The sequence below is a fragment of the Labilithrix sp. genome (genome assembly GCA_019637155.1).
GTDB lineage: Bacteria > Myxococcota_A > Polyangia > Polyangiales > Polyangiaceae > Labilithrix.
This window is the reverse complement of record JAHBWE010000014.1, coordinates 115,838-129,758: the sequence shown is the minus strand read 5'-3', so window position 1 is coordinate 129,758 and position 13,921 is coordinate 115,838. Positions and strand designations below refer to the sequence as shown.

9 protein-coding genes are annotated in these 13,921 nt (G+C 71.0%); 5 read left to right on the top strand and 4 right to left on the bottom strand.

Features of this window, described 5'->3' with window-relative positions; genetic code table 11:
• Positions 1-16: 16 nt before the first annotated feature.
• From KF837_28330 to KF837_28320, 3 genes are all read right to left on the bottom strand, one after another.
• The gene (locus KF837_28330) at positions 17-1,684 is read right to left on the bottom strand and encodes a hypothetical protein (GenBank protein ID MBX3231264.1); all 1,668 of its coding nucleotides are present in this window, start codon (positions 1,682-1,684) and stop codon (positions 17-19) included.
• Between the two features lie 161 nt (positions 1,685-1,845).
• Positions 1,846-5,844, bottom strand: coding sequence for a protein kinase (locus KF837_28325; protein ID MBX3231263.1), 3,999 nt, complete (start codon positions 5,842-5,844; stop codon positions 1,846-1,848).
• Between the two features lie 27 nt (positions 5,845-5,871).
• Positions 5,872-6,390 carry a hypothetical protein gene (locus tag KF837_28320; GenBank protein MBX3231262.1) on the bottom strand — a complete coding sequence of 173 codons (519 nt, stop codon included), beginning with the start codon at positions 6,388-6,390 and terminating at the stop codon, positions 5,872-5,874.
• 54 nt (positions 6,391-6,444) lie between these two features.
• On the opposite strand from KF837_28320, the gene KF837_28315 reads away from it, so the two are divergent.
• The 5 genes from KF837_28315 (at position 6,445) to KF837_28295 (ending at position 11,936) form a co-directional block, all read left to right on the top strand.
• The gene (locus tag KF837_28315) at positions 6,445-8,178 is read left to right on the top strand and encodes a DUF3570 domain-containing protein (GenBank protein ID MBX3231261.1); all 1,734 of its coding nucleotides are present in this window, start codon (positions 6,445-6,447) and stop codon (positions 8,176-8,178) included.
• A 1-nt stretch (position 8,179) separates the two neighbouring features.
• Complete coding sequence (locus tag KF837_28310) at positions 8,180-8,737, top strand: hypothetical protein (protein MBX3231260.1); 558 nt, start codon at positions 8,180-8,182, stop codon at positions 8,735-8,737.
• An 8-nt stretch (positions 8,738-8,745) separates the two neighbouring features.
• Positions 8,746-9,264 carry a hypothetical protein gene (locus tag KF837_28305; protein MBX3231259.1) on the top strand — a complete coding sequence of 173 codons (519 nt, stop codon included), beginning with the start codon at positions 8,746-8,748 and terminating at the stop codon, positions 9,262-9,264.
• A gap of 32 nt (positions 9,265-9,296) precedes the next feature.
• Complete coding sequence (locus KF837_28300; GenBank protein ID MBX3231258.1) at positions 9,297-10,919, top strand: serine/threonine protein kinase; 1,623 nt, start codon at positions 9,297-9,299, stop codon at positions 10,917-10,919.
• Positions 10,920-11,207: 288 nt separating this feature from the next.
• The gene (locus KF837_28295; GenBank protein MBX3231257.1) at positions 11,208-11,936 is read left to right on the top strand and encodes a hypothetical protein; all 729 of its coding nucleotides are present in this window, start codon (positions 11,208-11,210) and stop codon (positions 11,934-11,936) included.
• On the opposite strand, the gene KF837_28290 is transcribed toward KF837_28295, so the two are convergent.
• Positions 11,933-13,918, bottom strand: coding sequence for a PEP/pyruvate-binding domain-containing protein (locus KF837_28290; protein ID MBX3231256.1), 1,986 nt, complete (start codon positions 13,916-13,918; stop codon positions 11,933-11,935). The genes KF837_28295 and KF837_28290 overlap by 4 nt on opposite strands.
• Positions 13,919-13,921: the final 3 nt, after the last annotated feature.

Sequence of the window (13,921 nt, the reverse complement as noted above, 5' to 3'; positions counted from 1 at the left end):
CGGCGGCGCGGGCGCGTCAGCGGAGCTGTCTCACCTGCTCCGCGATCGCGTCGTCCGGCGCGTCGATGTCGATCGCGAGCGGGGCGCCTCGGATCGACTCGAGGGCGCGCTTCGCGTAGCCGCGGACGAGCGGGTACGTGTGCGTCAGCTGACGGGCGAGGACCGGGGCCGCCTCCTTCACCTTCGCGTCGCCCAGCACCTGGAACGCGACCGCCTGCTCGTGTGGCTTCCCCTTCTCCGCCGTCGCGAGGAGCACGTTCGCGTCGAGCGAGCCGTAGAGCCGCTCGAGCGAGCCGTCGTCGTAGGCCTTGCTCCACCACTTCTCCATCGTCCGCGCGAGGTCGTTCACGGACTTGTCGGCGTGGCAGAGCGCGCACTCGAGCGGACGGTCCTCGATCACCTTCGTCATGTCGGTCGGCGAGCCGACGCGGTGGTAGCGCGTGAGGTCGCCGTCGAGTGACATGTTCTTCTTCGGCATGTGGCAGCTCACGCACCGCGCCCCCTCGCGCGCCGGATCGTGATGCGAGTGCGCGCGCAGCGCCTCCGCCCCCGCGTACTTGGAATGGCACTTCGTGCAGAGCGCATCCATCGTCGCCGCGTCGGCGGCGCGGAGCTGCGCGACGCCGTCCGGCGCGTGCGGATCGTGGCAGTCGACGCACGACATCTTCGTCGCGCACGCGCCGAGCATCATGTCGCGCGCCTCGCCCGAGTTGATGTGGCTGCCGCCCGGACCGCGCTTTCGCGAGCCGCCCTCCCAGGTGGGGTCGTAGCCCGAGAACAGGACCTGATGGCAGCGCGCGCAGACGCGGTTGATCGACTCCGCGCGCTGCGCCGCGGGCGGCTTCGCGAGGCGCACCGCGAACGCGTCGCTCCGCGGCTCGAGCGACGGCAGGCGCTCCGGATCCTTCACGTGCTCCGCCGAGCCGAGGTGGCACGACTCGCAGCCGATCCCGACCTCGACGAGGTGGCTCGCGCGGAAGCGGCTCCGCGTCACCGCCATCGTCGCGCGCAACGTGCGGCCGGAGCCGCCGAGCCGCGCCGACTCGGCGGAGAGCGCCTCCTCCATCTTCTTCGGATCGGTCACGACGTACTGAGCGCGCATCGACGACGGGAGGAGCGGATCGAGCACCTCGCCCTGGTAGCCGTGCGTGCCGGAGAGCGCGCCGAGCACGGTCGAGAGATACGGCGGCGTGTTGTGACAGAAGATGCAGGTCTGGTTCCAGACCGGACCGGCGCGGAGCCCGGCGCGCTCCTTCACCATCACGGAGAACCCTTTGTAGCGGAGCGACCTCGTCTTGTAGACCCAGCTCACCGGGAGCACGAGCTCCTCGGTCGGATCGCCCATCGGCTTGGCGTCCGCGCGCGCGGCCGACACCGTGACGCCGGCGTAGTCCTCGCGATGATGCCCGCCGATCACGCGCGTCACCTTGTAGATGCCGCCGCCGAAGCGCTTCGACGCGAGGGTCACGAAGCGCTCGCCTCCGTCCGACGTGAGCGTCGCGGTGTCCTCGCGGAACTTGAAGACGGTGCCGTCGAACGGCCCCTGCACCCCCTCCGCCGTGCGCGCCGCCCGCGTCATGTTGTGCATCGGCGTCGCGAGCCACTTCTCGACGTACGCCGCGTGACAGCGCCGGCACGACTCCGTCCCCGCGTAGTCCTCGAACCGCACGTTGCTCCGCACCACCCCCACCGAGCCCCCGCCCGCCCGAGGCTCCGCCGCATCACGCGACGACGCCCCACACGCCACCGCGCAGAGGATGAAAAAAATAAAGAGCGCCCCATGCACGCGTGTCGGCAGCACGCCGTCGCTCGGTACCCGCCCCCGCCCTCGCGAGGGTGTGTGCTTCACGCTAGCCATTCGCCGGCGCGGGCGAGGGTGCGGCTGTTTTCGCGGACGGCGCCGAGGAAGCTGCGCTTGTACGATGCGTTGCCGATCTTCGCCGCGCGCGCGAGCAGGCGATCGCGCGCGGACGCGACCGCCTTCTTCGCGCCCTCCAGGTCCTCGGCGTAGTGGAGCGCCTCCGCGTAGGCGATGCGCACGACCGCCTCGCCCTCCGCGATGCCGGTGAGCTCCTCGAGGAGGTCGAACGCCTCCTTCGCCGTCGCGACGACCTCCGCCGGCGGCGCGCCCTCGTGCATCAGCGTGAGCGCGAGGAAGCCGAGCACCGCGGCGCGGTACGGCGGCGAGTGCTCGATCAGCGCGAGGCAGCCGCGCGCCTCCGTCGCCGCGGCGGAGAAGTGCCCGCCGAAGTAATAGACGCTCGCGAGGTACGCGCGCGCGTGCGCCTCGCCGGCGCGATCGCGCTGCGCGGAGTACGCCGCGATGATCTCGTTCGTCAGCGCCACCGCGTGGTCGTAGCGCCCCGTGCGCACGCAGACGAACGCGAGCCGCAGCGTCGCGTCGTTCGCGACCGCGACGAGGCCGAGCCGCTCCGCGTCCGCCCGCGCCCGCGTGAGGATCGCCTCCGCCTCGTCGTAGGCCCCGAGCTCCGCGAGCGCCCACCCCGCCTTCTGGCGCTGCCGCGTCGCGTTCCGCGCGTCGCCGATCTCCTCGAACGACGCGATCGCGCTGTCCGCGAGGACGACCGCGCGCTCGAGGTCCGGCTCCCACAGCGCGCGCGAGACGTTCGCCGAGAGCAGGAACGCGCGCGCCGCCGGCTCGCGATCGAGGAGCTCCGTCGCGCGCTCGATCGGCGCGAGCAGCTGCGTCGCGACGTCGTACATGCCGGTGACGCCGAGCACGACCGCGATGCGGGAGCTCGCGATCACGCGCGCGGGGCTCATCGGCGCGTCGTCTTCGGTGAGGCGCCGCGCGATGCCGTGCGCCTCGTCGACGTGGCCGAGCGTCATCGCCGACTCGGTCGCCTCCGCCGCCGCGACGTACCAATCCGCGGAGCGCGCCTCGAGCGCCTCGAGCGCGGCGAGGGCGTGGCCGCGCGCGGCCTCGTGCTCGCCCGACCACCGCGACGCCTCCGCGAGCACGAGCTGGAGCTGCCCGCGCACGTCCGCGCCGGCGCCGGCCTGGAGCGCGCGGTCCGCGCGGAGCTTCGCCGCGACGAAGTCGTTGCCCTCGAGCGCCTGGAACGCGGCGCGCGCGTAGAAGAAGGCCGCGCGGGCGCGGTTGCCTCCGCGCTCGAAGTGCTCGCCGAGCACCATCGGATCGTCCTCCCCCGCCTTCTCGAGCCAGTCGGCCGCGAGGCGATGCCCGAGCTCCTGGTCCTCCGTCGTCAGCATCTGGTACGCGGCGTCGCGCACGATCGCGTGGCGGAACGCGTACTCCGTCTCGAGCTCGAAGCGCGAGTTGTCGCGCCGCTGCACGATCTCGCGCCGCACGAGCTCCGCGATCCACTCGTCGATCTCCGTCGCCTTGTACTGCCCGCCCGTGAGCGCGACGACGCCGCCGCGCCAGAAGGCCTCCCCGAACACGCTCGCCGCGCGCATCACCCGCCGCGCCATCGGATCGAGCCGCTGGAGGCGCGCCTCCACCATCGCGAGCACGGTGGTGGGGAGCGACCACGGCTCGCCCGCGTTCATCACCGTCGACGAGGTCGGCGGCGGCGGGATCGTCCCCGGCGGCGGGATGCTCGCGCGCGTGACGCGCCCGGTCCCCTCCGCGAACGCGCGGATCAGCTCCTCGAGGTAGAAGACGTTGCCCGCCGCGCGATCGAGCAGGCGCGCCACCTCCGTCGCGGGGAGGTCCTCGCCGAGCACGTCGCGCACGAGCTTCTCGCCCGCGCGGCGCACGAGCGGACCGAGGCGCACCTCCTGGAGCGAGCGCTGCGCCCAGAGCTGCGGGAACGCGTCGTGCACCTCGCCGCGCGCCACCGCGAGGACCATGAAGCTCTGCTCGTTCGCGGCGCGCAGCGCGGCGTCGAGCAGGTTCACGCTCGGTAGGTCGCCCCAGTGCAGGTCCTCGAGCACGAGCACGAACGGGTTCGCGCGCGACTCCGCGAGGACGAGATCGCAGAACGCGCGCCGCATCTGATCGCCCATCAGCTGCACGTCCTGCCGCGCGGCGCGGAGCTGCACGCTGTCGGTGTCATTGAACGGGATGCTCGCGACCTCGCCGAGGAACTCGGTCACGCGCACGACGTCCGCCTCCGCGACGTGACGCGCCACGCGCGCGCGGAGCTTCTGCTGCCGTACGACGAGCGGCTCCCCGCCGGTGATCCCTGCGCCGCGGCGCAGCAGTCGAAGGGCGAGCGCGAACGGCGAGCCCTGGCTCATCGCGTCGCCGCGCGCGAGCCACAGCTCCACGCCGGGGCGCTGCATCTGCCGCATCATCTCGGCGACGAGGCGCGACTTGCCCGCGCCGGGGAAGCCGGTGACGAGCACCGCGCGCGCGACCGGCTCGTTCGCGCACTCCTCGAAGAGCGCCTCGAGGGTGGAGAGCTCGCGGTCGCGCCCGACGAACGGCGTCGGCTTGCCGAGGAGCGTGCGCGCCTTCGCGTCGCGCTCGCGGAGGCCGCGGATGAAGAGCCCGCGCTCGTCGCCGCCGACGTCGAAGCCCATGTCGAGGAGCCCCGCCGTCGTCTCGTCGAGGAACACCGGGCTCTGGCCGCCGAGCGAATCTTCGCCGATCGCGCCGTGGCGCACGCGCGCCGACGCGAGGATCGCCGCCGCCCGCTCGATGACCTCACCGACCGCGCTCCGCCCCGTCACGGTGGCGAGCCCGGTCGCGAGGACGACCGGCGCGTCGATGAGGTGCGAGCGGAGCGCGAGCGCGCAGCGCGCCGCCTGCGCGGCTTGATCGCCGGCGCCGCCCATCCCGGTGAGCGTCGCGACGATCGTGCCGTCGGCGAGGACCTCCGCCTCCGCGCCGAAGCTCGTGACGAGCGTGCGCGGATCGAACGACGCCGCCATCGTCTCGGTCCCCGAGTCGGTCGGACCGAACGCGCCGAGGTCGGGCTGCGAGTCGTCCTGCGCGAGCGCCGGCGCCGTGCTCATCACCACGCAGACGAGGCGGCGCTCGCCGGCGGTGAGCGCGCGCATCGCGGGCGTGCTCGCGCGCACGGCGGGGCCGTCCGCGATCGCGCCGAAGGTCTCGAGCTCCTTCAACACCGCCGCCGCGCTGGCCGGCCGCGCGGCGGGCGCCTTCGCGAGCATGCGCTGCACGAGCTCGTCGAGCGGGAGCGGGATCTCGCAGCCGATCTCGCGGAGCGAGGGCGGCGTCTCGAGGAGGATCTTCGCGAGGAGCGAGGCGATGTTGTCCGACTGGAACGCGGGCCGGCCCGCGATGCACTCGTAGAGCACGCAGCCGAGCGCGAACACGTCCGCGCGCGCGTCGATCTCGCGCGTCCCGCGCGCCTGCTCCGGCGCCATGTACCCGGGCGTGCCGACCATCACCCCGCTCCGCGTCGACGGCTGCGCGCCGTGGAGGAGCCGCGCGACGCCGAGGTCGAGGACCTTCGCGCGATCGACGTCGTTGTCGGTGAGGAAGATGTTCGACGGCTTCACGTCGCGATGGACGACGTTCCGATCGTGCAGCGCCGCGAGCGCCTCCGCGGTGCGGCGCGCGAGGAGGAGCGCATCGCGGAGGCCGAGCCCGCTCCGCTCGAGGCGATCGGCGAGGTCCTCGCCTTCGAGCCACTCCATCGCGAGCCAGGGGCGCCCGCCTTCGATCATCCCGTGCGCGACGTAGCGGACGATGCGCGGATGCGAGATGTCGGCGAGGATCTGCGCCTCTTGCTTGAAGCGATCCGCGTCGCGCTTCATCGACGTGTAGAGCACCTTGATCGCGACGGGGCCGCCGAGGACCTTGTCGTGCGCGCGGAACACCTCGCCCATCCCGCCCGAGCCGACGAGGCGTTCGACGACGAACCGATCGGCGATGACGCGCTCCACCGCGCGCCAGCTTACTCGCCCGGACGCTCAAATTGCAGGGTTGTCCGCGTTCCCGTGGCAGTTCGCGGCGTCGCAGCTGCCGCCGGTCGGCGGGCTCAGCGCCGCCGACATCGTCTTGGAGGTCCCGCCCTTCGTCGAGGTGACCTTCGAGTTGGCCGGCATGTCGCCGCCGGGGAGCCAGAAGTAGCCGTCGGCGTCCGCCTTCACCGCGTCGGTCCCTGGAATGCTGATCACCGCGCCCGCCGTCGACTGGCCGCCGTAGGTGAAAGCCAGCGCGGTGCCGCCCGTCTTGTGGCACAAGAGGCAGTCGAGCTTGCCGCCAGGCGCGGGCGCGCCCGCCTTGCCGTCGTGGGCCTCCTTCATCGAGAGCCGCGGCGGGGACGGCTCGACGGTGCCGCTGCCGCCGGAGGAGGTGCTCGGCGTGCCCTCGTCGGGCAGCTCGCGCCCGACGATGGAGTTCGCCTCGCCGAAGTTGGTCTCGGGATCCTTGCATGCCGCCGCGACGAAGGCGGCGAAGAGGACGAGAGCAAGACCGATCGCCCGCATCGGCGTAAGGAGAGCATGTCTCATACCGCGGAGCGAGGTATCGTTCGGCCCGCATTGCGTAAGCTGTGGGCTCTCCGCGTCTTTCTCCTCGTGCTGGGGCTCGTCGTCTCCCGACGGGCGAGCGCGGCCCGAGGCTGGGACAACCCCGACGCGCTCGCCCTCGCGAAGGAGGGGATCGACGCGAAGAAGGCGGGCGACATCGAGAAGTGCATCGCCAAGGACAGCGAGTCGCTGAACCTCGAGGACCATCCCTACGTGCGGCTCCACATCTCGAGCTGCTACGCCGCGCAGAAGAAGTACAAGGACGCGCTGATCAACGCGCGCACCGCGCTCCAGGCCGCGCTCCAGGACGACGACGACGAGCTCAAGGAGGCCTCGCTCAAGCGCGTGAACGACCTCCTGCCGCGCCTCGCCAAGCTGAAGGTAGAGCTGCCGGCGAAGAGCGACGGGCTCAAGATCACGCTCAACGGCAAGCCGGTGAAGCCGGCCCAGCTCGCGGAGAAGGTCACCCTCGATCCGGGCGAGTACAAGCTCGAGGTGAAGAGCGAGAGCGGCAAGAAGGCCTCGTTCAAGTCGACGATCACGCTCGACGAGGGCGACGAGAAGACGGTCGAGGTGAAGCTGAAGACGGAGAGCGGCGAGCCCGACGGTCCGCCCGCGCCGCCGAAGGCTCCGCGCGCCGTGATCGCGCGGGCGAGCCTCCTCATGAGCGGGTACACCGACACCGCGAACGTCCACCTCGCCACGCCGTCGGTGACGTTCAACGTCGCCGCGCCGGACAACGAGTGGCGCGCGGGCGGCGGCTACCTCGTCGACCTCATCACCGCCGCTTCGCCCGACATGGTGTCGAGCGCGTCGCGCCGCTTCCGCGAGGTGCGCCATCAGGCCAGCGGCAACGGCGCCTACAAGTTCGCGTTCGGTCGCGTCGGCGCGCTCGGCTACTTCTCGACCGAGCCCGACTACCGCTCGATCTCGTTCGGCGCGACCTACGACACCGAGACGAGCGACGGCATGATCATGCCGCAGGTCGGCTACCGCGTCGGCCTCAACACGCTCGGCTACCGCGACACGCCGTTCGAGAACTTCTCGAAGTCGCTGACGACGCACACGCTCGACGGCGGCGCGACGTTCATCGTCGCCCCCGACATGCTCGTCGTCGCGACGCTCACGCTCATGTACGAGGCGGGCGAGCAGGCCAAGCTCTACCGCTTCGTCCCGATGTTCACGGAGGACGTCGCGGCGCGCGTGCAGCCCGGCCTCTCACCCGACGCGGTCAACTTCAACCGCATCGACCTCCGGCCGCGCGAGAACCTCCCCCAGCAACGCCTCCGCGTCGCCGCGAACGGCCGCCTGAACTACAAGGTCAGCCCCAGCGGCACGGTCCGGCTCGAGGAGCGGCTCTACAACGACAACTGGGGGATCTCGGCGTCGACCACGGATGGGGTCTACCTCATCGACCTGAGCGATCGCATCCGGGTGTGGCCGCACGGGCGCTTCCACGCGCAGACCGGCGCCTCGTTCCACCAGCTCGCCTACGTCGCGGCGGGAGGCACCGGCGACGCGGCGATCATCGTGCCGCAGTTCCGGACGACCGACCGCGAGCTCGCGCCGATGATCGGGCTCACCGGCGGCGGCGGCGTCCGCCTCACGCTCACGACCCCCGGCTCGTTCCCGATGCTCGGCGTCGTGGTGTCCGCGGACGTGATGTACAATAAGTACCTCGAGTCGCTCTACATCACGGGCCGCACCGCGCTGTGGGGCACCGTCGGCGTCGAAGGCGAATTCTGAGATGAACCGGGCCCTCTCGATCACGCTCTCCGTGCTCGCCGTCCTCGGCACCGAGGTCGGCGCAGGTTGCTCCGACCCCGTGCGCACCGCGCAGATCGAGGCGCTCGGCCCCGACACCGAGGCGCCGAACCAGGACCATCGTCCCGGCCAGCCCTGCGTCCTCTGCCACTCCGAAGGTGGGCCCGCGGAGAGCAAGTCGTTCGCGATCGCGGGGACGGTCTACGAGACGCGCAAGGTCGGCTCGAAGGGCGCGCCGGCGGTCGTCGTGCAGTTCGTCGACGCGAACGGCAACAAGCCGGCCGCGATCCCGGAGACGGGCCCGACCGGGAACTTCTACGTCCCGATCGAGGACTGGCCCGATCTCGCGTTCCCCGTCCGCGTCGCGATCTACGACCGCGAAGGCGATCCGCCGTTGCAGGTGATGAAGAGCCTCATCGGTCGCGAGCCGTCCTGCAACTTCTGCCACCAGCCCAACGTCGATCCGAAAGAGACCGACGATCCAGCGACCACGATCGATCTCTCGCGCGCCTCCGCCGGGCAGATCTACAAGACGCTCTAGTGATCCCGATGTCCCGCGCCACGCTCCTCGTCACGATCGCCGTCAGCGCGCTCTCGTGCTCGATCGCGACCGCCGACGGCGAGGTCGGCGCGGTGCCCGATCAGAAGTCGTTCATCGACGGGAAGGTCTCCGACTACATGGAGCGCCGCTGCGGCATGCTCGACTGCCACGGGCAGGAGGGCCGCCCGCTGCGCCTCTTCTCGGAGTGGGGGCTCCGCCTCGAGGCGGACAAGAACGGCCAGCGCGTCGCCAAGGCCACGACGCAGGCGGAGCGGGTCGCGAACTACCGCGCGGTCGTGTCGCTCGAGCCGGAGGAGCTCGCCAAGTGCTACGACACGAAGGGTGAGGACTACACTCTGCTGCAGCTGCTGAAGAAACCCCTCAGCCTCGAGAACGGTGGAATGCGCCACAAGGGCGGACCGGTCCTGACCGACGCCGAGGACGACAACGGGTGGAAGTGCCTCTTCGGGTGGGCGAGCGGCGCCGTCGACGCCACCGCCTGCGCCGAAGCGTCGAAAGTGCAGTGATCTAGACCGCGGGGCGGTATCCTCTTCGAGCGATGATGGCTGCCGCGCGCTCACCGATCCGCGTGGTAGGGCGCTACGCGCTCTACAACGAGATCGCCGCCGGCGGCATGGCGACGATCCACCTCGGCCGCCTCCTCGGGCCGGTCGGCTTCGCGCGCACGGTGGCGGTCAAGCGGCTGCACCCGCAGTACGCGAAGGACCCCGAGTTCGTCTCGATGTTCCTCGACGAGGCGCGCCTCGCCGCGCGCGTGCAGCACCCGAACGTCGTCGCGACGATCGACGTCGTCGCGACCGACGGCGAGCTGTTCCTCATCATGGACTACGTCCGCGGCGAGTCGCTCTCGAAGCTGCTCCGCATGGTGCGCAAGAAGAACGCGCACGTGCCGCCGCGCATCGCCGCCGCGATCATGTGCGGGTTCCTCCACGGCCTGCACTCCGCGCACGAGGCGAAGGACGAGCGCGGCTCGCCGCTGAACCTCGTCCATCGCGACGTGTCGCCACAGAACGTCCTCGTCGGCGCCGATGGGATCCCGCGCGTCCTCGACTTCGGCATCGCGAAGGCAGCGGGACGCATCCAGGTCACGCGCGACGGCCAGATCAAGGGCAAGCTCGCGTACATGCCGCCGGAGCAGCTCGCCGGCCGCGAGCTCTCGCGCGCGGTCGACATCTACGCGTCCGCCGTCGTCATGTGGGAGACCCTCACCGCGGAGCGCCTCTTCAAGGCGGAGACCGAGGCGGAGACGCTCACGCGCATCCTCCGCGCGCCGGTCCCCTCCCCGAGCGAGGTCTACGCCGGCGTCCCGCGCGAGTTCAACGCGCCGGTCTTGAAGTCGCTCTCGCGCGATCCGACGAAGCGTCACGCGACCGCGAAGGAGCTCGCGCTGGAGCTCGAGCGGTGCGTCGGGATCGCGAGCCCGACCGAGGTCGGCGAGTGGGTCGAGGACCTCGTCGGTCCGTCGCTCAACGCGCGCGAGGAGGCGATCGCCCAGATCGAGCTCAGCTCGCAGAGCATCACGGTGTCGCAGTCGATCCCGCCGCCGGAGAGCAGCGACTCCGACTTCGCTCGCTCCTCCCGCGCGATCGTCGCGGCCGCGGGCGGCGCGATCGACACGATCCCGTACGGCTCCGAGCACGCGCCGGGGCACGTCCCGCCGAAGCGCGCGACGCCGGAGGACACCGGCACGCGCACGCGCTCGAACCTCTTCACCAGCACGATGCAGCTCCCGCTGAGCCGGAAGCTCCCCATCTTCGCGTCGCTCGCGGGGCTCCTCGTGCTGATCGTCGTGGTCGTGTTCGTCGTCGCGGGCAAGGCCGGGGACGCGCCGAAGCCGATCGCGTCGAACGCGCCGGCCGCGAGCGGCGGCGATCCCGCGCCGAGCAGCGCGCCGGCGAGCCCCGACCGCGCGATCCCCGATCCGCCCGCCTCCGCGGCGGCGAACGACGAGCCGCTGGAGCTCGGCGACGACGACGCGAAGCCGGAGCCGGAGCCGGAGAAGCCGCGGCCGACGGCGCCGCGCGCCCCGATCGTCCACCCGCGCCCGCAGCCCGCCCCCGCGCCGAAGGCGAGCGCGACGCCGGTGAAGAAGGGCTGCGAGCAGAACTTCACGATCGACCCCACGACCGGGCGCAAGACGTACAAGCTCGAGTGCATGTAATCTGCACTTGATCAGCTCGCGCGGCTCACGCTCGCGACGAGGCGCCGGAGCCACGCGTGCGCCGGGTCGGGCGCGACGTCGCGGTCGAGGAGCAGCTTCGGCAGCTCCGCCCACATCGCCAGCCTTCTCCGCGAGATGTACGAGGGCATCATCGACGGCCACCCAGGGGCGGTCGTGGGCGACATGGTTGCATAGTGCAGGTGCCCACCTGCGACATCGAGAGGTCACGCGTTCGAAGACTCCGCCTGCGCGGCGTGTCCGGCTACGCTGAGTGACGTGAAGCGCGTGTTGGTCGTCCTCGCCGTCGCCGTCGGGCTCGTCGCTTGCGGGGCCGACCAGGAGAGCGAGGGAGAGGGCAGCGAAGGGGCGCTCAAGTCGGCGCGGCTTCCGGTCGACGACGAGCGCTCGCTCCCTGCCTCCGCGACGGACGGCGTCGCGACGTTCTACGACGCGAACGGCGAGGGCAGCTGCAGCTTCGACGCGACGCCGGACGACCTCGACGTCGTCGCGCTCGCGCACCCGGAGTACAACGGCAGCAAGGCGTGCGGCGCGTGCCTGCGCGTGAAGGGACCGAAGGGCATCGTCACCGTGCGCGTCACCGATCGCTGCCCCGGCTGCGAGTCGAAGGGCGTCACGCTCGATCTCGGCGCCAAGGCCTTCGCGAAGATCGCGGAGCCGAAGCAAGGCCGCGTCGACGTCAGCTACGCCGAGGTCCCCTGCTCCGTGACGGGCAACGTCGCCTACCGGTTCAAGGACGGCAGCTCGAAGTGGTGGACCGCGATCCAGGTCCGGAACCACAAGCACCCGATCGCGAAGCTCGAATACGAGAAGGACGGCGCGTGGGTCGCGATCCCGCGCCTCGACTACAACTACTTCGTCGTCCAGAAGGGCGTCGGCGACCAGCCCAACGGCCTCAAGCTCCGCGTAACGAGCGACGACGGCCAGACGCTCGTCGACACGTTGCCCGGCGAGATCGAGGCGGACAAGACCATCACCGGCGACGCGCAGTTCCGCTAGTCCGGGCCGCCCATGAACGGGCGGGACTGGACGATGAAGAGCTCCTCGCCCTTCAGCACCCACTCGATGTCGAGCGGGCGCTCCTTCGGGAAGACGCCGCGGAGCTTGAGCGCCGCGGCGGCGAGCTTCTCGACGCGCGCGTTGGTGAGGATCGGCTCGCCCTTCTTCGGGTTCGGGACCTCGCGCACGCCGCCGTCGCCGGAGAACACCAGCATCGTGTCTTCATCGGAGCGCGACACGATGCGGAGGCCCTTGTTGAACGTGTTGTAGAGGACGATCTCGGGGAGCTTCTTGCCGTCGACGACGCGCATGCCGAGGCCGCTCTTCGCGTTGATCTGGATCGTGTGCTTGTCCTTCTTGTCGGTCGGGTGCGCGGTGACGAGGACCCCCGCCGCGGTCGCGGGCACGCCGATCTGGACGAGCACCGCGCCGTAGACCTGCTTCTGATCGACCTTGTAGAGCTCACGCTCCTCGTAGGCGGCGAGGTTCCAGACGCTCGCCCAGACCTGCTTCACCGCGTCGCCCACCGCCGCCGCGCCGTGCACGTTCGGGACCGTGTCGTAGAGCCCCGCCCCCGAGAAGCCGTCGAGGTCCTCCGCGTTGGTGGAGCTGCGCACGAAGACGCCGGGGTCGGCGCCGGCGTCCTCGGTGAGCTTGGCGAGCGAGTCGCGGAGCAGCGCGACGAGCTCCGGCGCGAGCGGCGCGTCCTTGATCCGTTTTCGCACCTTCTCGAGAGCGGACTTGCGCTCGGCGGGGCTCGATTTGAATTTCGGATCGGCGAGGAGCTCGTCGAGCTGCGCCGGGATCCCGATCGCCTCGACGTGTTTTGCGTAGTAGCCAATCGGTATTCCGAATCCGGGCGGGACCGCGACGCCCGCCAACTTGGCATTCACGATCTCCCCGAGGTTCGCCGCCTTCGTGCCATAAGCGCTCGCGTCGGCGGCGTGGAGCTCGTTCAACGTCGCGAGCGACGTCGCGCCGAGGTTCGCCTTCGGGACCTGGATCGTCGTCCGCTCGCGTTTTGCCTTTTGCGCCGCCGCGATCTCCTCCGGCGTCGCGAGCCGGATGTCGGCGCCGAGCGTGCCCGCCTCGTAGCGGACGACCTTGCCCTCGAGCGCGGCGAACGCCTTCGTCGCGCCGTTCATCCCCGCGTTCGGGACGTCCCACGCCGCCGCGCGGAGGTTCACGTGCGAGAGCGGGGTGGAGAACGACTCGGAGACGATGCCGGCGACGGGCGTGAGATCGGTGAGCGGCTCCGAGAGGATGACGATCTCGTCCGGCGCGAAGACCGCTCGCTCCGGGTTCCCGCGCACGACGCGGAGCTTCCCGACCGCGACGCCGGCGTGAAACAGCTGGTAGCTGAGCGCCTTGTAGAGCGCGTCGTTCGAGATGCTCTCGATCTCGCCAGCGAGCTCCTTCGCGACCGCCTCCTGATCGTTGGAGCACGGCCGGAGCTTCACCTTCTCCGCGGCGTAGAACGTCGCCTTCAGGCGCTCGAACGCGAGCCGCGTATGCGCCGCCGTCGCCTTGTCGCCCTCCCAGTACGCGAGCGTCCAGACGTCCTGCTTCAGGTGATGCACGACGTAGAGCATCAAGAAGTCGGGCTTGTCCTTCCCGTAGTTCTTGTCGAAGGCGGCGACCGCCTCCGGCGTGCGCGGCTTCTTCAGGATCTCCGCGAAGATGAAGTCCTTGTGCATCGGGTAGAGGTCGGCGTCCGCGTAGTACGTCGCCTTCGTGTGCAGGTCGACGACGAGCTTGAGGAACCGCTCGTTCCCGGTCTGCGTGGAGTAGTGCTCGAACTCCTCCTCGTTCGCGATCTTCGCGGTCCACACCGGCCACGCGCGCGGCCCCGCGTCCACCGGCGCCGCGATGGACGCCGAAGGCGCAGGCCCTGCTTTGGAAGAAGCAGGCTGCGCCTCGGTCGTATTCGCTTTGCGATCGCAGGCCGCGATCAGGAGGAGCACGAAGAAGAGCCGGCGCATGAG

Coding starts and splice junctions, on each gene's coding strand:
- KF837_28320 (MBX3231262.1), bottom strand. CDS start 6,390: ATGCGGGCGATCGGTCTTGCTCTCGTCCTCTTCGCCGCCTTCGTCGCG.
- KF837_28310 (MBX3231260.1), top strand. CDS start 8,180: ATGAACCGGGCCCTCTCGATCACGCTCTCCGTGCTCGCCGTCCTCGGC.
- KF837_28305 (MBX3231259.1), top strand. CDS start 8,746: ATGTCCCGCGCCACGCTCCTCGTCACGATCGCCGTCAGCGCGCTCTCG.
- KF837_28300 (MBX3231258.1), top strand. CDS start 9,297: ATGATGGCTGCCGCGCGCTCACCGATCCGCGTGGTAGGGCGCTACGCG.
- KF837_28290 (MBX3231256.1), bottom strand. CDS start 13,918: ATGCGCCGGCTCTTCTTCGTGCTCCTCCTGATCGCGGCCTGCGATCGC.